Source organism: Streptomyces sp. SD15 (genome assembly GCF_054462255.1).
Map to the genome: position 1 here is coordinate 302,021 of NZ_JBTLMO010000003.1, position 20,437 is coordinate 322,457.

Annotated in this window: 19 protein-coding genes and 2 pseudogenes; 11 read left to right on the top strand and 10 right to left on the bottom strand. The window is 68.5% G+C overall.

Translation table 11 applies throughout. From position 1 onward, the window contains the following. Positions 1-207 precede the first annotated feature (207 nt). Entirely contained in the window at positions 208-1,362 is a 1,155-nt protein-coding gene (locus ACX28W_RS04900) for an ABC transporter ATP-binding protein (RefSeq protein ID WP_458997503.1), read from the top strand. 120 nt (positions 1,363-1,482) lie between these two features. Here ACX28W_RS04900 and ACX28W_RS04905 read toward each other — a convergent pair whose 3' ends face one another. Beyond that, positions 1,483-2,079 carry an RBBP9/YdeN family alpha/beta hydrolase gene (locus tag ACX28W_RS04905; RefSeq protein WP_458997504.1) on the bottom strand — a complete coding sequence of 199 codons (597 nt, stop codon included), beginning with the start codon at positions 2,077-2,079 and terminating at the stop codon, positions 1,483-1,485. A 51-nt stretch (positions 2,080-2,130) separates the two neighbouring features. Here ACX28W_RS04905 and ACX28W_RS04910 point away from each other — a divergent pair, with 51 nt between their 5' ends. Then, positions 2,131-3,177, top strand: coding sequence for a LysR family transcriptional regulator (locus ACX28W_RS04910; RefSeq protein ID WP_458997505.1), 1,047 nt, complete (start codon positions 2,131-2,133; stop codon positions 3,175-3,177). Here ACX28W_RS04910 and ACX28W_RS04915 read toward each other — a convergent pair. Genes ACX28W_RS04915 through ACX28W_RS04925 form a run of 3 tightly spaced genes read right to left on the bottom strand, consistent with a single transcriptional unit; the run spans position 3,071 to position 5,371 of the window. Next, a complete protein-coding gene (locus ACX28W_RS04915; protein ID WP_458997506.1) occupies positions 3,071-4,012 on the bottom strand; it encodes an ABC transporter substrate-binding protein in 942 nt (313 codons plus the stop codon). The two genes, ACX28W_RS04910 and ACX28W_RS04915, sit on opposite strands and share 107 nt — an antisense overlap. Next, complete coding sequence (locus ACX28W_RS04920; protein ID WP_458997507.1) at positions 4,009-4,680, bottom strand: ABC transporter permease; 672 nt, start codon at positions 4,678-4,680, stop codon at positions 4,009-4,011. Before ACX28W_RS04920 ends, ACX28W_RS04915 begins: the two co-directional genes overlap by 4 nt. 10 nt (positions 4,681-4,690) lie before the next feature. Then, complete coding sequence (locus ACX28W_RS04925; RefSeq protein ID WP_458997508.1) at positions 4,691-5,371, bottom strand: ABC transporter permease; 681 nt, start codon at positions 5,369-5,371, stop codon at positions 4,691-4,693. Between the two features lie 161 nt (positions 5,372-5,532). On the opposite strand from ACX28W_RS04925, the gene ACX28W_RS04930 reads away from it, so the two are divergent. Further along, a complete protein-coding gene (locus ACX28W_RS04930) occupies positions 5,533-5,883 on the top strand; it encodes an ANTAR domain-containing protein (RefSeq protein WP_458997509.1) in 351 nt (116 codons plus the stop codon). A gap of 184 nt (positions 5,884-6,067) precedes the next feature. Here ACX28W_RS04930 and ACX28W_RS04935 read toward each other — a convergent pair whose 3' ends face one another. Beyond that, the gene (locus ACX28W_RS04935) at positions 6,068-6,862 is read right to left on the bottom strand and encodes a SigB/SigF/SigG family RNA polymerase sigma factor (protein ID WP_458997510.1); all 795 of its coding nucleotides are present in this window, start codon (positions 6,860-6,862) and stop codon (positions 6,068-6,070) included. A 299-nt stretch (positions 6,863-7,161) separates the two neighbouring features. Between ACX28W_RS04935 and ACX28W_RS04940 the strand changes: the two genes are divergently transcribed. The 3 genes from ACX28W_RS04940 to ACX28W_RS04950 all read left to right on the top strand — a co-directional run bounded on the left by ACX28W_RS04940 (position 7,162) and on the right by ACX28W_RS04950 (position 8,565). Next, positions 7,162-7,332: a hydrophobic protein gene (locus tag ACX28W_RS04940; protein WP_458997511.1), complete on the top strand. Its 171-nt coding sequence runs from the start codon at positions 7,162-7,164 to the stop codon at positions 7,330-7,332. A gap of 179 nt (positions 7,333-7,511) precedes the next feature. Beyond that, on the top strand, positions 7,512-8,189 hold the full coding sequence (locus ACX28W_RS04945; protein ID WP_458997512.1) for a cytochrome P450: 678 nt from the start codon (positions 7,512-7,514) through the stop codon (positions 8,187-8,189). A gap of 10 nt (positions 8,190-8,199) precedes the next feature. Next, positions 8,200-8,565 (top strand): hypothetical protein, encoded by a 366-nt coding sequence (locus tag ACX28W_RS04950; RefSeq protein ID WP_458997513.1) that lies wholly within the window; start codon positions 8,200-8,202, stop codon positions 8,563-8,565. On the opposite strand, the gene paaE is transcribed toward ACX28W_RS04950, so the two are convergent. The 5 genes from paaE to paaA are packed head-to-tail and all read right to left on the bottom strand — an operon-like array spanning position 8,553 to position 12,300. Next, positions 8,553-9,671 (bottom strand): 1,2-phenylacetyl-CoA epoxidase subunit PaaE, encoded by a 1,119-nt coding sequence (gene paaE, locus ACX28W_RS04955; protein WP_458997514.1) that lies wholly within the window; start codon positions 9,669-9,671, stop codon positions 8,553-8,555. The two genes, ACX28W_RS04950 and paaE, sit on opposite strands and share 13 nt — an antisense overlap. Continuing rightward, a complete protein-coding gene (gene paaD, locus ACX28W_RS04960; RefSeq protein WP_458997515.1) occupies positions 9,671-10,189 on the bottom strand; it encodes a 1,2-phenylacetyl-CoA epoxidase subunit PaaD in 519 nt (172 codons plus the stop codon). Before paaD ends, paaE begins: the two co-directional genes overlap by 1 nt. Before the next feature lie 2 nt (positions 10,190-10,191). Beyond that, the gene (gene paaC / locus ACX28W_RS04965; protein ID WP_458997516.1) at positions 10,192-11,025 is read right to left on the bottom strand and encodes a 1,2-phenylacetyl-CoA epoxidase subunit PaaC; all 834 of its coding nucleotides are present in this window, start codon (positions 11,023-11,025) and stop codon (positions 10,192-10,194) included. Positions 11,026-11,035: 10 nt separating this feature from the next. Continuing rightward, a complete protein-coding gene (paaB, locus tag ACX28W_RS04970) occupies positions 11,036-11,332 on the bottom strand; it encodes a 1,2-phenylacetyl-CoA epoxidase subunit PaaB (RefSeq protein ID WP_458997517.1) in 297 nt (98 codons plus the stop codon). Then, entirely contained in the window at positions 11,329-12,300 is a 972-nt protein-coding gene (gene paaA, locus ACX28W_RS04975; protein ID WP_458997518.1) for a 1,2-phenylacetyl-CoA epoxidase subunit PaaA, read from the bottom strand. The genes paaB and paaA overlap by 4 nt, the downstream gene beginning before the upstream one ends. 73 nt (positions 12,301-12,373) lie before the next feature. Here paaA and ACX28W_RS04980 point away from each other — a divergent pair. From ACX28W_RS04980 to ACX28W_RS05000, 5 genes and pseudogenes are all read left to right on the top strand, one after another. Continuing rightward, positions 12,374-12,595: pseudogene (locus ACX28W_RS04980) on the top strand (12-oxophytodienoate reductase); the annotation flags it as partial. Between the two features lie 360 nt (positions 12,596-12,955). Further along, the gene (locus ACX28W_RS04985) at positions 12,956-13,564 is read left to right on the top strand and encodes a DJ-1/PfpI family protein (protein ID WP_458997535.1); all 609 of its coding nucleotides are present in this window, start codon (positions 12,956-12,958) and stop codon (positions 13,562-13,564) included. Positions 13,565-14,409: 845 nt separating this feature from the next. Next, positions 14,410-15,054 (top strand): annotated as a pseudogene (locus ACX28W_RS04990) (IS110 family transposase); the annotation flags it as partial. A 134-nt stretch (positions 15,055-15,188) separates the two neighbouring features. Further along, positions 15,189-18,404 carry a Tn3 family transposase gene (locus ACX28W_RS04995; RefSeq protein WP_458997519.1) on the top strand — a complete coding sequence of 1,072 codons (3,216 nt, stop codon included), beginning with the start codon at positions 15,189-15,191 and terminating at the stop codon, positions 18,402-18,404. A gap of 269 nt (positions 18,405-18,673) precedes the next feature. Further along, positions 18,674-20,398, top strand: coding sequence for a patatin-like phospholipase family protein (locus ACX28W_RS05000; protein WP_458997520.1), 1,725 nt, complete (start codon positions 18,674-18,676; stop codon positions 20,396-20,398). Positions 20,399-20,437 lie beyond the last annotated feature (39 nt).

The window sequence follows — 20,437 nt, forward strand, 5'->3', positions numbered from 1 at the left end:
CCGTGCGGGCGCTCCGCGCCCGACGACGAGTACAGCTTGAACGCCGGGGCATCCTCGCCAGAATGAAACAAACAGAACCACCCACACCTCTGCGAGCAGCGACGCCTCGCTCGTTTTTGAAACATTTCAAAATCGGATGCCTTCGTTCAGCGGTGAGCGGTACCAGGCTGATGAGCGGGGCGTGACCGCCACGGTTAGCGTGAGGGAATGATCCGGTTCGAGCAGGTCACCAAGCGCTACCCGGACGGCACGACGGCCGTGGACGGCCTCTCCTTCGAGGTCGCCGAGGGCGAACTCGTCACGCTCGTCGGCCCGTCGGGCTGCGGCAAGACGACGACCATGATGATGGTGAACCGGCTGATCGAGCCGACGTCGGGCCGGATCCTCGTGAACGGCGAGGACGTCGCCACGGTCGATCCGGTGCGGCTGCGGCGGCGGATCGGTTACGTCATCCAGCAGGTGGGGTTGTTCCCGCACCGGACGATCCTCGACAACACGGCGACCGTGCCCTCGCTCGTCGGCTGGAAGAAGACGAAGGCCCGGGCACGCGCCGCCGAACTGCTCGATCTGGTGGGCCTGGACCCGAAGACGTACGGATCGCGCTATCCGGACCAGCTCTCGGGCGGTCAGCGGCAGCGGGTCGGCGTGGCGCGGGCGCTGGCCGCCGACCCGCCCGTACTGCTCATGGACGAGCCCTTCGGAGCGGTGGACCCGGTGGTCCGGGAGCAGTTGCAGGACGAGTTCCTGCGGATGCAGGAGGCCGTGCGCAAGACGGTGCTGCTGGTCACGCATGACATCGAGGAGGCGGTGCGGCTCGGCGACCGCATCGCGGTGTACGGGCAGGGGCGCATCGAGCAGTTCGACACACCGGGGGCGGTGCTGGGTACCCCGGCCACGCCGTACGTCGCCGAGTTCGTGGGCGCCGACCGTGGGCTGAAGCGGCTGTCGGTCACCGAGATCCAGCCCGACGACCTGGAGCAGCCGCCCATCGCCCGCTTGGAGGAGCCGGCCGAGCGGGCCGCCGCCCGGCTGCACGCGGAGGGCGCGCGCTGGGCCGTCGTCCTGGACGCCGAGGGCGATCTGCACGGCTGGGTCGGGGTCGGCGCACTGGAGGCGGGCGGCTCCGTCGGTGAACTGGTCCACCGGATGAACTCCTGGGTTCCGGTGGGCGCCCCGTTGAAACAGGCCTTCGGCGTGATGCTCCAGCACGACGCGGGCTGGGTCGCGGTGCTGGACGGCGCGCGCTTCCTCGGCGTGCTGACTCCGGCGAAGCTGCACGAGGCGCTGCGCCGCTCGGTGGACGCGGACGCGCTGGGCGTGCCGCGGGGGCAGGTGTCGTTCGACTCGGTGGCCGATGCGTAGGCGCTCCGCCGGGTTGGGGGGCAGGGCGGGTCGCTGGAACACTGCGGGCTGTTTGTGGCTGGGCGCGCCCGCGCGGCGGAGCCGCACATGTCGCAGCCCCGCGCCCCTTACGCGGCGCCGTCAGGTGGTCGGCGTTCGCCCGGAGATGCGTACCTCGGGGTCGAGGCACCAGGCGAGGACCGACGGCCAGGAGCCATAGCCCGCGTCCAGGTCCAGGTGGGCGCCGCCGGGGACGATGTCGGTGTCGAGGCCGAGCGGTACGCCGTACTCCTTGGCCGCGCCGGCCGGGCAGTACGGGTCGTCGTCCGTGGCCACCAGCCTGGTCACGCCCGCCGCGGCTCGTAGCTGCGCCGCGGTGGCGCCGGGCCGGCCGAAACCGGCGATGTCCTCATAACCGGCGATGACCTGCTCGGACGGCGGTGTGACCAGCAGGACCCGGTCGGCCCGTGCCGTGCCGCGGGCCACGGCGTGCAGCCACAGCGGGACGGCGAGGCTGTGGCAGACGACCACCCGCTCGGGCTGCGGTGCGTCGAGGTGGGCGCGGAGTCGGTCGAGCCAGATGTCCAGCCGCGGGTGGTCGGGGTCCGGGAGCTGTGGGTAGGTCACGGCGTGGCCGCGCGCGGTCAGTTCGTCCGCGAGCCAGTGCTGCCAGTGGCCTTGCGGCCGGTGGTTCTGCCAGCCGTGCAGGATCAGGAAGGAAGGCGAGTGCGAGGTCATGACAGTGATCTTCGGTCCTGCAGACCCTCACGGTCCAGTTAGTGTTTTTTCATGGAACCGGTAAGCGGCACCTTCAGTATTGATCTGCGCCGTCTCGGTGCCCTGCGCGAGCTGGACCGCCGGGGCAGCCTGGCGAAGACAGCCGAGGCCATGCATCTGACGCCCTCCGCGGTGTCACAGCAACTGGCCGCGCTCTCGCGGGAACTGGGGGTACCGCTGGTCGAGCGGCAGGGACGAGGGGTCCGGCTCACCGGGCAGGCGCGGGTCGTGCTCCAGCACGCGGATGTGATCGCCGCCCAGCTGGAGCGGGCCCGCGCCGATCTCGCGGCCTGGGGTCTCGGGGAGCGCGGCGCCGTGACCATCGGGGCCTTCTCCAGCGCGATTTCCGGGCTGCTGCCCGCCGCGCTGGTGGAGCTGGCCGAGCAGCGTCCCGACATCGGGATCACGGTGGTGGAGGCCGAGCCGCCGGACCTGTTCACCCGGCTCGACGCGGGTGAGATCGATGTGGCGGTGGCCGTGGACTTCGCCGCGGCGCCGCCGTTCACGGACCGGCGCTACGCGCGGACCGATCTGCTCGTCGACGTCCTCGACATCGCGCTGCCCGCCGGCCACCGCCTCGCCGCTCTGGACCGGATCCCGTTGCGGGAGCTGGCCGCCGATCCCTGGATCGTCGGGGACGCGCGCAGCTGCTGCGGTGCGGTGACACGATCCGTCTGCGCGGCCGGCGGCTTCACCCCGGAGATACGGCACGCGGTCAACGACTGGCAGTCGCTCGCCGCACTCGTCGAGGCAGGGGCGGGCGTGGCGCTCGTACCCCGTCTGGTGCAGCCGTTGCACCGCCCCGGCCTGGTCCTGCGCGCCCCCGAAGGACCGCCGCCCACTCGTCATGTCTTCGCGGCGGTCCGGGCGGGCGCGGAGAGCGACCCGGTGCTGACCGCCGTACGGGAACGGCTGACGGCGGCGGGCCGGCGAGCACAGTGCCGCGGACCTGTCACTTCAGCAGCCCCTTCTCCTGGAGATACGTCCGCGCCACGTCCTCGGGCAGCCGCCGCCAGCTGTCCACCTGCTGGTTCATCGACGCCAGGTCCGTGGTCGTGAGTACGTCGTTGAGCTTGCCGAGCGCCTTGGTGACGCCCTCGCCGCCGGCGCGCGAGCGGTTGACGACGGGCACGATGTAGTCGGCATTCTGCAGGTGCTTGTCGTCGGCGAGCAGCACAAGCCCGAACTCGTCCAGGGTCGCGTCCGTCGTCGTGGTCAGCACCATCTGGTCCTGACCGCTCTGCACGGCCCGCTTCGCCTGTGTGGTGCCGACGCCCTTCGGGTCGACGGCGGTGATGTCGATGCCGTACGTCTTCTTCAATCCCGGTTCGCAGTAGGGCCGTTGGACGCATTCGTCGCCCGCCGCGAGCCGCACCCCCAGGCCGGACCGGCCGAGGTCGCTGAGCGTCTTGAGGTGATGCTCACGGGCGTACGCCTCGGTCACGGCGAAGGCATTCTGGTCGACGGCCCTGCCGGGGTCGAGCACCGTGAGGCCGCGGGGCGTGGCCAGCTTGTGCAGAGCGGCCATCGTGGCGTCCAGGTCGGGCGAGCCGACGGGCGCTGCGTCGACGCCGTTGGTCTTGACGTTCAACCAGTCGGCGAAGGTAGCCGCGTACTCCGCGACGACATCGATCTGACCCGATTCCAGGGCGGGTTCGTAGAGTTCGCGGTTGGCGACGGTCAGCATGGACGTCCGGTATCCGGCCTGGTCCAGCAGCAGCGCGTACATCTGGGCCAGCAGGTCGCTCTCGGTGAATCCGGCCGAGCCGATGGTCAGCTGCCTGCTGTCGCCGGGCGGTGCGGTGACCGCTCCGCGGTTCTCCAGGGACGGGCCGGTGGTGCAGCCGGTGAGCAGAAGCACAGCGACACCGGCGACGACGGCCTGTCGCCTCATCGCGAGAGCCCGCTCCAGCGCGGCGCCAGCCGTTCGGCGACCTCGAAGATCCCCTCGACGATCAGCGCGAACACGGCGACCAGGACTGCACCGGCGACGACCTGCGGGGTGCTCGCCAGATTGAAGCCCGCGGTGATGATCCGGCCGAGCCCGCCACCGCCCGCGAGCGCGGCGATGGTGGCGGTCGCGACGAGCTGCACGGCGGCGATCCGTACTCCGTTCATGACCATGGGGAGCGAAAGGGGCAGTTCCACGTGAAACAACATCTGTCGCCCGGTCATCCCCATCCCGCGCGCCGCCCGCACCACGCTGCGGTCGACCTCGCGCATCCCGACGTACGCGTTGGTGAGCAGCGGTGGCACGGCGAACAGCACAAGCGCGACGACCGTGGGGCCTTCGGCGAACTTGCCGAGCGGGGTGAGGAGCAGCAGGACGAGGACGGCGAAGGTGGGGACGGCGCGTCCGATGTTGGAAATGTTGACCGCGAGCGCGCCGCCCTTGCCGAGGTGGCCGAGGACGAGGGCGATCGGCAGCGCGATCAGACAACTGACGATCAGGCAGACGACAGTCAGCACGACATGCTGGGCGAGGCGGTGCCAGATGCCGTCGTCGCCCGACCAGTGCGCCGGGTCGGTGAGCCAGTCCCACGCGTCGGTGACCGTCTTCATACGGGGCCGTTCATGAGCGGGCCGCTCTGGCCCACGGGGTGATCAGCCACTGCACACCGAGCAGCAGCAGATCCGCGGCCACGGCGATGATCACGCACAGCACGGACGCGGTGAGGACCTGGGCCTTGAAGTAGGTGTTCATGCCCGCATAGATGAGGTTGCCGAGTCCCCCGAAACCGACGATCGCGCCGACCGTCACCAGCGAGATGGCCGAGACGGTGGCGATGCGCAGGCCGGCCATGGCGGCGGGCAGGGCGAGCGGGAGCTCGACGGCGAGGAGGAGCCGGACGGGCCCGTAGCCCATGCCGCGCGCGGCCTGTCGGGCCTCCTCGGGGACGGCGCGCAGGCCCGCGAGGACGTTGCGCACGAGGAGGGTCAGCGAGTAGAGGACGAGTCCCGCGACGACGAGGGCGGCCGAGAGCCCGTACACAGGCAGCAGCAGCGAGAACATCGCCAGGGACGGGATGGTGTAGAGGATCGTGGTCACCGCCAGCACGGGCCCCGCGGACCAGCCCCAGCGGCGGGCGAGGACGGCCAGCGGGACGGCCACGACCAGGCCGATGAGCACCGCGATCGAGGTCAGCTGGAGGTGCTGGGTCACGGCGTCGACGAGGATCTGTCGGCGGGTGCTCAGATACTCACCGCAGATCCACTCGTTGCGCGCGAGGCAGTCGTCCGGGGGCGCGGTCACCTGTCCATTGCATCGGGGGCGGACGGGTGTCGGCGCGTTCTGGTGGCCCGTACGGGGTGTCGCGTCGCCGCACTGGCAACCGCCCGGACCATTGGCGACGACGGAACGGGAAGGACGACGGTGTACTGCCGGCGGCCAGGATCCCGACCCCGGAGGGGACGATGACTTCAGATGTCCGTTCGGGAGACGGCGAGCCGAGCGGCGTCCCGGACGAATCGACCGCACCTGCCGACGCGACGAACCAGATTGTCGAACTGCGCGAAGAGGTCGACCAGTTGAAGCAAGCCGTCACCTCGCACGCCACCGTGGACCAGGCAATCGGCATGATGGTCGCGCTCGGCCGGGTGACGCCCGACCAGGGATGGGCCGTACTCCGCGAAGTTTCGCAGCACGCCAACATCAAACTGCGCACTATCGCGGAAATGATTCTGGTCTGGGGGCGGAAAGGAGGTCTTCCGCCCGATGTTCGCGCGGTCCTGGAAGACACCCTCGACAAATACGGGCGCACATAAATACCCGGCGGCCCACCCACGCCATAGCCGCGGCTTTGGTTTGGATCGAAGCCATCCTGGTAGTCCAGAAAGAGGCGGCACGCTGGCCAACCGCTCCCGGGAGGGTTCGGCAGTGAGCTCGCCCCCGGCAGCCCGGACGAGGCGACTCGCCGGGCGGCTGGGAATGTCGACCGCCGATCGGGCCCTACGCCGCGTCGGCGAGCACCTGCTCACGCACCGTGGCGCAGCACGAGCTGAGCAGGCGGGAGACGTGCATCTGGGAGATGCCGAGCTGCTCCGCGATGTGGCTCTGCGTCATGCCCTGGAAGTAGCGCAGGTAGAGGATCGTCCGCTCGCGTTCGGGGAGCGCACGCAGGGCCGGTCTCACCGCCTCGCGGTCGACGACCAGGTCGAATCGGGTGTCCGCCGCGCCCAGGATGTCGGCCAGTGCGCAGCTGTCGTCTTTGCCGGGCAGCTCGGCGTCCAGCGAGAGGGCGGCGAAGCTGTCCAGGGCCTCGAGGCCGGTGCGTACGTCGTCCTCGCTCAGGTGTGCGTATGCGGCGATCTCGGTGACGGTGGGTCGTCGGCCCTGCGTCGTCTGCGACAGCTCCTTGAGTGCGGAGCGCACCCTGTTGCGCACCTCCTGGACGCTGCGCGGGACGTGCAGGATCCACATGTGGTCGCGGAAGTGGCGCTTGATCTCGCCGTTGATGGTCGGGATGGCGTAACTCTCGAAGGCATTGCCGCGCTCGGGGTCGTACCGGTCTACGGCCTTCACCAGGCCCAGTGCCGCCACCTGGGTGAGGTCTTCGACGGACTCGCCCTTGCCGCGATACCGGCCGGCCATGCGTTCCGCCATGGGCAGCCACGCCCGGACCAGTTCGTCACGCAGCGCCTGTCGCTCGGGGCCGTCGGGCAGGCCGACGAGTCGCGCGAATTCGGTGGCGGTGTCGGGGGCGTCGTCATGCGGGTGTCGCTTCGCTTGGACCGTGGTGCGCATGGTGCTCACAACTCCCTCAGGGGTTGCCGACTGGACAGTCCCCATGGGAGGGCGCACACACAAAACGGTCGGGACACACCCGCGATCCGGCGAACCAGCTCCCACGGACGTGCCTGCTGTCCGAAGCACTGGACAAACGATTCCCGTTTGTCGTGCAGCCAAAACAATCGTCTATCCGATGTGACGCAGGGCAATGAGCCGAACCTGGAGCGTAATGATTCGGCCTCGCAATCCACCTCCACCGAATTCACCGTATAAACGAGCGATTCCGGGAACTCGTCCCGCAGGAGGTTGCGGTCATGATCCCCATTCTGCTGGTACTGCTTCTGGCCCCGATTCTCTTCGGAGCCGGTTTCGCGGTGAAGATCCTCTGGTGGTTCGCTGTCATCGTGCTCGTGCTCTGGCTGCTCGGCTTCCTGCAGCGCGGCACCACGGGCAGCGGGTCCAGGTCGCGCTGGTACAGATGGTGATCGCCCGTCAGAACTCGTGCACACGATGCAGGATTCACCTGGCTCCGCCGTCGGCGTCGACTGTGCGGCCCCACCGTGGAAATCTGATACTCAATGCAGAGAATGAAATTCTCAACGAACCCGCGGTCACAGACCGGCGGGACGCGTGCGTTGCAGTGTCGAAGGGAGCGTTGCACACGGTGAACGACTTCGAGGCGATGGACTTCTTCCGGGACGACGGGCTCGTCGCGGATCCGTACCCGTACTTCGAGGCCCTTCGCGGGAAGTGCCCCGTACAGCGCGAAACCCATCACGCCGTGATGATGGTGACGGGGTACGACGAGGCGGTCCAGGTGTTCAACGACACCGAGACCTTCTCGTCGTGCATCTCGGTGACCGGCCCCTTCCCCGGGTTCCCGGTCCCACTGGAGGGCGACGACGTCTCGGAGTTGATCGAGCTGCACCGGGACAAGCTCCCGATGAGCGACCAGCTTCCGACACTCGATCCGCCCGTGCACACGGATCACCGCGCGCTGCTCATGCGGCTGATCACACCGAGACGCCTCAAGGAGAACGAGGCGTTGATGTGGCAGCTCGCCGATCGCCAACTGGACGCGTTCCTCACCGGCGGCGAGGGCGAGTTCATCAGCGGGTTCGCGGCCCCCTTCACCCTGCGCGTCATCACCGACCTGCTCGGCGTGCCCGCGGAGGACCGCGAGGAGTTCGTCAGTGGGCTGGAGCACCGGCCTCAGTCCGACGCCGGCGTCGGGAGTACGGAGACGGAGCTGGCGCACGCTCCGCTGGAGTACCTGTACGCGCGCTTCTCGGCCGAATCCGGCGTCCGGGCGGTCTGCGGCGGGCCAAACACACACCCGTGAGGACTTCGAGTTGCGCGTCGGGGACGATGCCGTCCGCCCCGCCTTTCCCGCGGTTCCGTCGGGTCTCGGCCCCGACGGGCGGCCCGTCCAACAGCTCCACCCGAACCTGGTGGGCATCCGCCGGCGCAACCCCTGGCTCGTGCGCGCCCGGGCCCAGGTCCACACCCTGGGAAACGCCGCACCGGCCTACACCCTCGCCGACCCCGACCCCGACCCCGGCACCGCCGTCGCTGTCGCCCTTCGGTGCCGCTCCCGGCGCCCCCTGGACGCACACCGCGGGCGACGCCGCCGGTTCCGCGCCTTCCCGCCGTGCGGCCGTCCCGTCGCCTCGGCCCCGGAAATCCCGTCCTCCGCCCGGGCCGATCAGCTGTCGTAGTCGACGCTCAGCGTCTCCGAGACCGGGAACGACTGGCAGGTGAGGACGTAGCCCGCGTCGACCTCGGCGGGTTCGAGGGCGAAGTTGCGGCGCATGTCGGCCTCGCCGTCGGTGACCAGGGCGCGGCAGGTGCCGCAGACGCCTCCCTTGCAGGCGAAGGGCAGGTCGGGACGGTTCTTCTGGGCGCCGTCGAGGATCGTCCGCCGCTGCGACAGGGCGGAGGTCGTGGTGCGGCCGTCGAGGGTGATGGTGACCTGGCTGACCGGCCCCTCGGTCGCGACGTCCTCGTGGTGCAGCTCCCGTACGGGCTCGTCGTCGGCGTAGAACAGCTCCTGGTGGATGCGGTCGTCGGGGACGCCGAGCCCCGCCAGGACCCGCCGGGCGTCGCGGACCATGCCGTGCGGGCCGCACAGCCACCAATGGTCGGTGACCTTCACATCGACGAGCCCGTCGATGAGCGCCGACAGCCGGCCGACGTCGAGGCGGCCGGACAGCACCTCGGCCTCGCGGGGCTCGCGGGACAGCACGTGGGCGAGCTGGAAGCGGGCCGGATACAGGTCCTTCAGGTCCGCCAGTTCGTCGGCGAACATCACCGTGTCGGTGCGCCGGTTGCCGTAGAAGAGGGTGACGGTCGAACGGGAGTCCGCGGCGAGTACGGATTCGGCGATGGACAGCATGGGCGTGATGCCGGAGCCCGCCGCGATCAGCACATGATGGCCGGGGGTGGTGAGGTCGGGGGTGAAGGCGCCGGTGGGGGCCATCACCTCCACGGTCTCGCCGGGGCGCACGTCATGCACCAGCCAGGAGGAGAACAGGCCGCCGGGCACGACCCGCACACCGATGCGCGGCGCCGAACCGGCGGGAGAGCAGATGGAGTACGAGCGGCGCTCGTCACGGCCGTCGATCTCGCGCCGCAGGGTGAGCGACTGACCGGGCGCGAAGGCGAACTCCTCGGCCAGCGCCTCGGGGATGTCGAATGCGACCGCGGCCGCGTCCTCGCACAGCGGCTGCACGGCCGCGACCCGCAGGTAACGGAAGACCGGACGCCGGCGGACACGCGGACGTACCGCCGGGGCGGGGGCGGCCGGGACCGACAGGTCTTCCATCAGATCTCCTTGACGTACTCGAACGGCTCGCGGCAGGCGAGGCAGCGCCACAGCGCCTTGCAGGACGTGGCGGCGAAGCGGGAGGTCTCCTCCGTGTCCACCGAACCGCAGCGGGGGCAGGTCACGGCGGTACGCCGGGTGGTGGACAGCACGAGCGGCACCGGACCCGCTGCCCGGCGGGGTGCTGCCCCGGGCGGCGCGATGCCGTGTGCGGCCAGCTTGGCGCGGCCGGCCGGGGTGATCCAGTCGCTGGTCCAGGGCGGGTCGAGGACGGTACGGATCTCCACGCGCGCGTATCCGGCGCCGCGCAGCCGCGCGGCCACGTCGGCGCGCATCTCGGCCATGGCCGGGCAGCCCGAGTAGGTCGGCGTCAGACTCGCGACCACCGTGCCGTCCTCGGTCACCTCGATCTCGCGCAGGACTCCGAGGTCGGCCAGGGTCAGCATGGGCAGCTCGGGGTCCGGCACCTGCTCGGCGATGCGCCGGGCCCGCCGTGCGTCCGTGAGTGCGGTCGGCATGGTCACCACGCAGCCTCCGGATGGGCGCGGGCCACGCTCTGCAACTCGGCCAGCAGCGGGGCGAGATGCTCGGTGTGGTCGCCGTCGCGGCCGGCGCCGGGCAGCGGCCGCCACCCGGGCAGGGGCAGCCCGGCGGCCTCGGTGACCTGGCTCAGCACGGCGACGACCTCGTCCCGTACGTCGGATGCCGTGAACAACTCCCCTATGTACGGGGCGACTTGGCCCAGTGCCGTGCGCATCCGGCGGTGCGACTCGGCGGTGCCGTCACCCAGCCGCACCGCCCATTCGGCCGCGTACTGCCGGTGGTACGTCAGCTCCTTGACGCCCTTCGCGGCGATCGCGGCCAGGACGGGGTCCGGGGAGGCCGTCAGCCGCTCGAAGTGCGCCAGCCGCCAGCTGGACAGCACCAGGAGCCGCACGATCGAGAACGCGAAGTCGCCGCCCGGGAGTTCGGCCAGGCGTACGTTGCGGAAGTCGTCGGCGTCGCGGAAGTAGGCGTACGCGTCCTCACCACGTGCCGTGCCGTCGGCCTGCCCGGCTCGCGCGTACAACAGGCGGGCCTGGCCGAGCAGGTCGAGGCCGATGTTGGCGAGCGCCACCTCCTCCTCCAGCTCGGGGGCTCGGGTGCACCACTCGGCCAGTCGCTGGGCGGAGATCAGGGCGTCGTCGGCGAGGGCGACGCAGGTCGCGGCCAGGTCACCGGCGTCGATCCCCTCGGGGACGGCGGTGTCCACGCCGTGCAGCGGGTCCTCGAAGCCGGTGCCGAACGCCCAGCGGGCGTCACTGCCGTCGTCGTGCCCCTCGGCCAGGGACAGATAGACGTGGTCGTCGCTCATGCCCTGCTCCTCAGATGTGCGGGACGTCGTCGGGGATGTCGTAGAAGGTCGGGTGGCGGTAAACCTTGTCGGCACTCGGTGCGAAGAACGGGTCCTTCTCGTCGCGCGTGGACGCGGCGATGTGCTCCGAACGCACCACCCAGATGCTGACGCCTTCGTTGCGCCGCGTGTACAGGTCGCGGGCGTGGGTGAGCGCCATCGCGTCGTCGGCGGCGTGCAGCGAGCCCACGTGCACGTGGTTCAGGCCGCGCTTGCCCCGGACGAACACCTCGTACAGCGGCCAGGCGTCCCTTGCGCTCCCACTCATGCGGCCGTCTCCTTCCGAGCTCGCTCGCTCTGCTTGGCCGCGTGGGCGGTGGCCGCCTCACGCACCCAGGTGCCCTCCTCGTGGGCGGACCTGCGCCGTGCGATCCGCTGGGTGTTGCACGGACCGTCGCCCTTGATGACGCGCATCAACTCGTCCCAGTCCGGGGTACCGAAGTCATGGCGCCCGTGCTCCTCGTTCCACCGCAGCTCCGGGTCAGGCAGGGCGACGCCCAGCTTCTGGGCCTGCGGGACGGTCATGTCGACGAACCGCTGCCGCAGTTCGTCGTTCGAATGCCGCTTGATCTTCCAGGCCATGGACCGGGCCGAGTTGGGCGAGTTGTCGTCGGGCGGGCCGAACATCATCAGCGACGGCCACCACCACCGGTCCACCGCGTCCTGGACCATCGCACGCTGGGCGTCGGTGCCGCGCATCATCGTCAGCAGCAGCTCGTATCCCTGCCGCTGGTGGAAGGACTCCTCCTTGCACACGCGCACCATGGCACGCGCGTACGGCCCGTACGAACTGCGGCACAGCGGCACTTGGTTGCAGATCGCCGCCCCGTCGACGAACCAGCCGATCACGCCGACGTCCGCGAAGCTCAGGGTGGGGTAGTTGAAAATCGACGAGTACTTCTGACGGCCCTCGATCAGCCGCTCCGTCAGGTCCGCCCGGTCGGCACCCAGGGTCTCGGCCGCCGCGTACAGGTACAGCCCGTGCCCGGCCTCGTCCTGGACCTTCGCGAACAGGATGGCCTTGCGCCGCAGCGACGGCGCGCGGGTGATCCACTCGCCCTCCGGCTGCATGCCGATGATCTCCGAGTGCGCGTGCTGGGCGATCTGCCGGATGAGCGTCTTGCGGTAGCCGTCCGGCATCCAGTCCCGCGGCTCGATCCGCTGGTCCCTGGAGATCGTCGCGTCGAAGTGCTCCTGAAGCTGCTCCTCGGTCGCGGCGGAATGCGTCGTGGTCATCGATACCAGCTTCCCTACCGACCATTCGTTCGGTACCAGTGTGACGGGTTTCCCCGCACCGGGCAAGCCCCGCGGCTCGGTCGGCCTCGACGGCGACTTCCTCCAGGGCGCGGGCAAGGGCGCTCCGGTCAAGGGCGTCGACAACCTCCTCGACCGCCCTGAGCGCGACGAGTTCGACCTGGTCGCCGTCGGCCGGGCGCTGCTCCAGGACCCGAAGTGGGCCGAGAAGGTCCTCCCAGGACGCCTCGACCAGCTGGCGCCGTACGACGTGGCATCGCTCGAGACCCTGAGCTGACGCGACAGGAACCGGCCGTGACGTGCTTGCTTGCCTGCTTGCGGCCGGTTCTGTTCGCTGGGGGTAGACCCGCTCCCGGCGGGGCTGGGTCACTTGTCGATCGGGAGGAAGTCCTCCAGGAAGAGGCCGACGCGTCCGGTGCGGGTGCTACACCCGCCTCGCCTCACGCCAGGCGGTCGGCTCCCTCGTCGTCGAGCTGTGACACATCGTCCCGTCGCTCCCCGGACTTTTTAAGGTACTCAGGCGCACAGCTCGAAACGCAGAGAGCCGGTAGGCATGCCACCAGCCGCTGATTGGCTCTCGCCCCGGAGCGGCACGCCATGAAGACTGCAGATCTGATGCCGACTTGAAGGAGTTGTGATGCAGGTAGCCGTAGTCACCTTCGACGGGTTCAACGAGCTCGACAGCTTCATCGCTTGCGCGATGATCAACCGGTGCCGTAAGGACGGCCTGGAAGCCTTCATCACGACGCCGACGCCGGTGGTCACGTCGATGAACGGCGTCGAGGTGACCGGGCAGCGCCCGATGGAGTTCATGACCGAAGCCGACGTCGTGCTCATCGGTAGCGGGGTGAAGACGCGAGATGTGGTCGCCGACGACCGGCTGATCTCCAGGCTGCTGCTCGACCCTTCGCGACAGCTGATCGGTGCGCAGTGTTCCGGCGCGCTGGTGCTCGCCCGGCTCGGGTTGCTGGACGGCATGCCGGCTTGCACGGACATGAAGAGCCGGCCCTTTGTCGAAGCCTGCGACGTCACTGTGCTGGACGCGCCGTTCCACGCCGAGGGGAACATCGCTACGGCGGGCGGTTGCCTGGCGTCCCAGTATCTCGCCACGTGGGTGATGACCCGAATGCTCGGGGAGGACGCCGCGCGCGACGTCATCGACTACGTGGCTCCGGTCGGCGAAAACCAGGAGACTGTCGAGCGCGCCATGCGTGCCGTCCACGCGGGCGAGGTTGCGCTCCGCTGACGCGCCGCAGGAAGGCGCACTGCGGAAGCATCGGGGTCGTGAGCGGGTACATACGGCTGGTGCCTGACCGAACCATGATCTGGTCATCGGTGATCGGGTAGCCGCGACACTCGTCGTGCTGCGCTTCCAGCTGCCGCATCAGGCGCCGGCCGAGACGTACGGCATGAGCCGGTTCACGATCGGCCCGGCCGTGGCCGGGGCAGCCGGGAGGAGTACAACAGCCGCGGGTCGGCGTGTACCAGTGCCGCACGTTCCTCGGCGCTCAGTTGCGCATCCCGGTCCCAGTACGCGCTTTCCAGCGGCCAGCCGAACGCGACCCCGCCGCACGTCGCCGGACGGGACCCCCGCCGTTTGCGGCTGGTGACAGCGTTCTTACCGGCACGTCGGCCGTGAGTTCAGCGTGACTGAGGCGCTTTCACTGGGAACCCACGGCGTCTTCGGCATGCAGGCTCGAAAGTGCGGTGGGTTCGTCGCCTTTGAATCGGCAGGATACTCATGGAGGGCAACCGGAGTACGTCGGAAACAGGCAGTAGGGCCCCGACGAGCCTGCGGATCTTCCCCTCCTCCACCACGTCCGAAGCCGGACGCGCCGACAGTAACTTCGGCACAGCCACTCGCCCCCGAGCAGCCCGAACTCCCCCATTACCTTCTTGGTGGCCCCGCAATGGGGCGCCCGGCCTCCGGAGTTGGCATGACTTTCTCCCCCTGTCGAACGCATGGCCCGGGGGGGGTGGTGTCACCGGCTCCGGAGGCATCGACAGACCGCTGATTAGGGGCATGACCACCGGCTTGTCCGCAGGTCGGGAGGCTCTTCGTAATGTGGATGTGGCGATCGGTGCCGTGGGATGGCCGGGCGGGACGACCAGAGGACGCACGTGATCGACGTCAGCGACATCGGCGCCTTCCTTGGCCTGGACGTCGGCAAGGGCGAACACCACGCCACCGCCGTCACCCCGGCCGGGAAGAAGGCATTCGACAAACGGCTGCCCAACAGTGAACCCAAACTCCGCGAGGTGTTCGGGAAACTGCAGGCCAAGCACGGAACCGTGCTCGTCGTGGTCGACCAGCCCGCCTCCATCGGCGCCCTGCCACTGGCGGTCGCCCGCGACATGGGCTGCCCCGTCGCCTATCTGCCGGGGCTGACAATGCGGCGCATCGCCGATCTCTATCCCGGCGAGGCCAAGACCGACGCCCGTGACGCCTTCATCATCGCGGATGCGGCCCGCGTCATGCCGCACACCCTCCGCTCGGTCGACCTCGAAGACGAGACCATCGCCGAGCTGGAGATGATCGTCGGCTTCGACGACGACCTGGCAGGCGAAGCCACCCGCATCAGCAACCGCCTGCGCGGACTGCTCACCCAGATCCACCCGTCGCTGGAACGGGTCCTGGGCCCCAGAGTGCAACACCCGGCCGTGCTCAAGCTGCTGGACCAGTTCGGTTCCCCGGCCCAGATCCGCAAGGCCGGACACCGCCGGCTGGTCAGCCTGATAGGGGTGTGACCGAGATACGCGTCAAAGGGGCAACCGGATGATCTTGAAGCTCTGAGAGGCCCCGCCCGTCACCCGTTCGGCTCAGTGTCGTTGGTGGTGATGTTGTTGTCTTCCGGGGCCCGGGGTGGGTTGTGACTTCGATCGAGCGGACCGCGTATCCGCGGTTCAAGCGACTGATCACCGCGCATGAGCTGCATCTGTTCTTCTCGCCGACTCGGGACGAGCTGGAGTGGGCGGCCGGTGGTACCGATGGTGATGAGCATCAGCTGGCGCTGCTGCTGATGTTGAAGTCGTACCAGCGCATGGGGTGTTTCCCGGTGCTGGAGGACGTTCCGGAGATGGTGGTGGACTTCGTGCGGCGGCAGGTGGAGCTGCCGGAGGGCACGCTGCCGGTGTACCGGGCGGAGAGGACGGCCAAGCATCACCGGGGCCTGGTCCGCAAGCGGGTCGGCGTGAAGTACGACCAGGTCAAGGCCCGGGGGATCGCCAAGCAGTCGATCCGCAAGGAGGCCGCGGCGAAGAACCGCCCGGCGGACCTCATCAACATCGCGCTGGAGAAGGTCGTGGAGGCCGGGCTGGAGCTGCCCAGGTTCTCCACCTTCGACAAGATGGCCTCGAAGATCCGCACCGAGGTGAACGCCTCGATCCGCGCGGGCATCCACGACCGTATGAGTCCAGCCCAGCGGGCCGGGCTGCTGCGGCTGCTGGAAGAGCGCGACAGCGACGGCACAACACTGTTCAACCGGCTGAAGAAACCCGCGCCTTGCCCGACCTGGTCGCACTTCAAGAACCTGACCAAGCGTCTGGAGTGGGTGGACGACCTCGGCGACACCGGTGTGTGGATGGATGGTGTCGCCTCGGGGAAGATCACCGACTTTGCCGGGGAGGCGGACGCGGCGGATGCCTCGGAGCTGCGGGACTTCGTCCCCGTCAAGCGGATCGCGCTGGTGGCAGCCCTGACGCACAAGGCGCGGATGCGGGTGCGGGACGACCTCGCGACGATGTTCTGCAAGCGGGTGGCCACGAAGATCAAGAAGGCCAAGGCGGAGCTGGAGGAGATCCGGCTCGCCGAGCGGGAGATCGTCGAGGCCCTGATCGGGAACTACCGCACCGTGCTCAAGCACATCGACTCGGGCGGACCAGCCCACGAGGCGCTGGAGAAGGCCGCAGCCATGACCGCCGAGGCCCGCCAGGCCCTTCAGGGCCTGGACGAGGAGGCATCGGCCGACGAGGTCGCGCGGCGGCTGGAGGGCAGGGTCTCCCCGGCCGTGCTCGCCCTGGTGAAGGCCCAAGTGGTGCAGGCCGGCGGGCTTGGCGCGGTCACGCAGGCGATGGAGGGCTTCGGCGGGTTCGCCAAGCAGTACGAGCAGATCGAGAAGGTCTCTGCCCATCACGGCAACTTCTGGGAGGTGCTGCTGTACGGGCAGATCGGCCGGGACCGGGCGGTGATGTTCGACCTGGCCGACAAGCTGGAGTTCACCGCGACGTCCGAGGATCGGCGGGTGGTGGACGCGCTCGCGCACGCCCAGCGGCACCAGAGTGCCCGCGGCGAGTACATCACCGCCTTCGACAAGAAGGGCAAGGAGGTCGACATCTCCTTTGCCACCCAGAACTGGCGCAAGGCCGTGGTCGACAAGACCCGGACCGGGCAGTTCGTCCGCAAGCACTTCGAGGCGATGGTCTTCACCGCTCTCGCGGAGGAGTTGCGTACCGGCGATGTGGCCGTGGTCGGCTCGGAGGAGTACGCCGACTGGTCCGAGCAGCTGCTGGCCTGGGAGGCTGTCCAGGAGACGCTGGGGTCCTATCTGGTGGAGGTCGGCCTGTGCGAGGAGGGCGAGACCGCGGAGTTCGACGCGAAGTTCTTCCGCCGGCAGCTGGAGGACAAGCTGCGGAACGCCGCCGCGGCGGCGGACGCCGGGTACCCGGACAACGAGGGCCTGGTCATCGATCCGGAGACAGGCATCCCGTCGCTGAAGGCGCACCGGGCTGACGGTCAGCGGCCCTCGGCGAAGCGGCTGGAGCAGGAGATCAAGGCGAGGATGCCGGAGCGTTCCCTGATGGGGATCGTGGCCCGGACCGCGTACTGGGTGGAGTGGTGGCGCCGTTTCGGCCCGCCTTCCGGCAACGAACCCAAGCTCACCGACCCCTTGGGCCGCTACGTGATTGTCACGTTCGTCAAGGGCACCAACATGGGCCCGTATGAGGCCGCCCGCCACATCCCCGGCGTGAGCGGGCACGAGCTGTCGTACGTCGCCAACCGGCACTTCTCGATCGTGCTGCTGAACGAGGCGATCTCCGACCTGGTCAACGCGCATGCCCGGCTCGACATCTCGCAGGCGTGGGGCGACGGGACCGCCGTCGCGGCGGACGGCACCCACATGGACACCTATCTCGACAACCTGCTCTCCGAGACGAGCGTCCGGTACGGCAAGCCGGGCGGCATCGCCTACCACCACATCTCGGACACGTACATCGCGCTGTTCACGCACTTCATCCCGTGCGGCGTGTGGGAGGCCGTCTACATCATCGAGGGCCTGCTGAAGAACACCAGCGAGGTGAAGCCGACCACCGTGCACGCGGATACGCAGGGCCAGTCCTTCCCTGTCTTTGCGCTCGCCCACCTGCTGGGCTTCGACCTGATGCCCAGGATTCGGAATTGGAAGGAACTGACCTTCTACCGGCCGTCGAAGCAGACGGAGTACGTGCACATCGACGCCCTGTTCGGCGAGCCGAGCAAGCACGTCATCGACTTCGACCTGATCGAGTCCCAGTTCCGCCACCTGATGCGCGTGGCCGTCTCCGTACGGGAGGGGGCGATTTCCTCCTCCACGCTGCTCAAGCGCCTGCGGTCGGGGTCGCGGAAGAACGCCACTTACGCCGCCTTCCGTGAGGTCGGCCGCGTGATGCGCACCGTGCAACTGCTGCGCTACCTCTCCGATGCGCCGCTGCGGCGGCGGGTGACGGCGGCGACGAACAAGGTGGAGTCGTTCAACCGGTTCTCTCAGTGGATCGGGTTCGGCAACCGCGGGGTCATCGCGGACAACGACCCGGTCGAGCAGGAGAAGGCGATGAAGCTCAACGCCTTGCTCACGAACGCGGTGATCTTCCACAACGCCCTGGACATCGCCGAAATCGTCCGCCAACTCCTGGAGGAGGGATGGAAGATCGACCCCGAGGACCTGGCCCACATCTCGCCCTACCTGACCGAGCACATCAACCGGTTCGGCGAGTACAGCACCCACGAACTCGGCATCCAGCCCGACGCATACGACCCGACACTCGACGTCGACTTCACCCCGCTCCGCGACCAGGATCTGACCGCCACCAGCCTCGGCCAGGCCGCTTGATGCCGAGCGCGAACCGAGCGGCGAGACGACGAACACCCCACCCGGGCATTTGCAGTGCGCAGACACCCCATTCAGCGGGATGGAGTTGTCTGCTCTACGTCTGGGGAGCCCGCGCCACCGCCTGCCTGCCATCTGCGAGGGCGAGGGCGTACGGAACTTACGCCAAGGAGTGCATCGATTATCAGAGAAGTCTCACATTCCGGGTTCCCCTCACCGTAGCCTGAGAGTCACTTTCTGTAGCCGCCTCACTTCTCGCCGGGAGGTTCGGCATGACGACTGCAATTGTTCTGGGCGGTGGTGGCGCACGTGGGGACTTTGAGGTTGGCGCCTTGCGCTTTCTCTATGACCAGGGAGTCATGCCTGACGTACTGGTTGGCACGTCCGTGGGAGCGATCAATGCGGCGAAGTTGGCTGAAGGCGACCCTTCAGACGACCCCACTCGCGGCCTGAAAGGGCTTGAGTCGATCTGGCTCAGCCTGCGTACCGATACGGACATGTACGTCGAAGCAGCCTGGCTAAGCCGCATTGACCCTGAGCTGAGGGCGTACATCACCGGTTACAAGCTGGAACCGGGAATCACTCCCCCAACGACGTTCCCAGGGGCAGGCGACCTGACTCCCGCACTTGAACTATTCTCGAAGCTCGCCTTTCTCATGGGAGACGGGGCCAAGGTTCTGACGGCGTTGCAGGAGCTGATTGCAGCACGTTCGCTGTACGAGCTGACTCCCATCGCGGACAAGCTCAGGACCCAGCTCGACACGACCAAGATCAACGAGTGGGTTGACGCCGGAGGTCGGCTGCGATTGGCGACGGTGAGCCTGGAGGCAGGCGAGCTGCGGTTCGTGTCCGAATCAGGGCGCATTCTCGACCGATCTCAAACTCATGCCGTACCCCTGCCTCCCGCAATGCGACCGGAATGCTCCGCGTTGGCTTCCCAAATCTCATCCCTGGAGCAGGAGATCCGAACCCTTCACGCTGACCTGTCCGACTCCGTCGGCGCCAAGCCCTTCATCGTGAAGGAGCTGCGTCGACTCCTCAACGAGCTGAACGGGAAGAGGCGGGATCTGGCTGAGTGTCTAAGCAGCCAGCCGACCAATCCTCTTCCTCTAACTGTGAGCCTCCGCGAAGGGGTGTTGGCTTCCGCGACACTGCCCGGCATCTTCAAGGCGGTCAGGCTCGGTGACGAGATGTACGTCGACGGTGGCGTAAGGGAGATCATCCCAGTTCAGGCGGCTGTGCAGCTGGGAGCAGACCGCATCTACGCGATCGCATCGTCCAGGGAAGGTGTAGAGCCTGGCTCGTACGCCGCTGCTTCTGCCACTGACATCGCGTCCCGGTCCCTCCTGGACGTCGCGCTCGATGAGATCGCGCGCGACGACATGCTGCCGGATCTGGCACAGGCCCAACTGACAGTGATCCGGCCGACTCAAAACCTTCACGACCTGTACACCGTGGACCCTGGTCTGATCCGCATCAGCATGGCCTACGGCTACATGCGGGCTGCCGACGCCTGGCACGGATACGGCGCCGCGGACAAACGCTGGCAGCTCTCTGACCAGATCTCACTGCTACGACGCGAGATCTGGCACCTCGAATGTCTTCTCACCGGGCAGGTACCGCCCACCGAAAAATGGCGATCAGTACAAGCGCCGGACCTCTCACTCGCCCCAACTGTCGCTGAGCTGAAGAGCCGATTGCAAGTTTTGGTCAACGAACGCCAAGGTCTTGGCGGCGCGCTCCCGGCTGATGCGACGCAATGGGCATTGCAACCCGAAGACCACCGCGCTCCGATCCCTTGGGGTCCGGCGGCTCAGGGTGATGACATGCAGCCCGGGGAAACGCTCCGGGCGGGACAGTCGGTCAGTTCGCCGGACGGGGCCTTCACGTTCGTCTACCAGGGTGACGGCAATCTGGTGCTCTACCGCAACAGCGACGGTGCCGCAACCTGGGCCTCACTGAGGCGCCCCGAAGTTCTCGGACAGCGGTCCCCATAGGATCGAAGTCCAGAACGGCGGAGAGAGCACGTGGCACAG

Bases quoted from the DNA above. Each gene is read 5' to 3' on its own strand.
- ACX28W_RS04910 (WP_458997505.1), top strand. From the start codon at position 2,131: ATGGAACCGGTAAGCGGCACCTTCAGTATTGATCTGCGCCGTCTCGGT.
- ACX28W_RS04915 (WP_458997506.1), bottom strand. From the start codon at position 4,012: ATGAGGCGACAGGCCGTCGTCGCCGGTGTCGCTGTGCTTCTGCTCACC.
- paaA (WP_458997518.1), bottom strand. From the start codon at position 12,300: ATGACCACGACGCATTCCGCCGCGACCGAGGAGCAGCTTCAGGAGCAC.
- ACX28W_RS04930 (WP_458997509.1), top strand. From the start codon at position 5,533: ATGACTTCAGATGTCCGTTCGGGAGACGGCGAGCCGAGCGGCGTCCCG.
- ACX28W_RS05000 (WP_458997520.1), top strand. From the start codon at position 18,674: ATGACGACTGCAATTGTTCTGGGCGGTGGTGGCGCACGTGGGGACTTT.
- paaE (WP_458997514.1), bottom strand. From the start codon at position 9,671: ATGGAAGACCTGTCGGTCCCGGCCGCCCCCGCCCCGGCGGTACGTCCG.
- ACX28W_RS04920 (WP_458997507.1), bottom strand. From the start codon at position 4,680: ATGAAGACGGTCACCGACGCGTGGGACTGGCTCACCGACCCGGCGCAC.
- ACX28W_RS04940 (WP_458997511.1), top strand. From the start codon at position 7,162: ATGATCCCCATTCTGCTGGTACTGCTTCTGGCCCCGATTCTCTTCGGA.
- paaC (WP_458997516.1), bottom strand. From the start codon at position 11,025: ATGAGCGACGACCACGTCTATCTGTCCCTGGCCGAGGGGCACGACGAC.
- paaB (WP_458997517.1), bottom strand. From the start codon at position 11,332: ATGAGTGGGAGCGCAAGGGACGCCTGGCCGCTGTACGAGGTGTTCGTC.
- paaD (WP_458997515.1), bottom strand. From the start codon at position 10,189: ATGCCGACCGCACTCACGGACGCACGGCGGGCCCGGCGCATCGCCGAG.
- ACX28W_RS04905 (WP_458997504.1), bottom strand. From the start codon at position 2,079: ATGACCTCGCACTCGCCTTCCTTCCTGATCCTGCACGGCTGGCAGAAC.
- ACX28W_RS04985 (WP_458997535.1), top strand. From the start codon at position 12,956: ATGCAGGTAGCCGTAGTCACCTTCGACGGGTTCAACGAGCTCGACAGC.
- ACX28W_RS04935 (WP_458997510.1), bottom strand. From the start codon at position 6,862: ATGCGCACCACGGTCCAAGCGAAGCGACACCCGCATGACGACGCCCCC.
- ACX28W_RS04900 (WP_458997503.1), top strand. From the start codon at position 208: ATGATCCGGTTCGAGCAGGTCACCAAGCGCTACCCGGACGGCACGACG.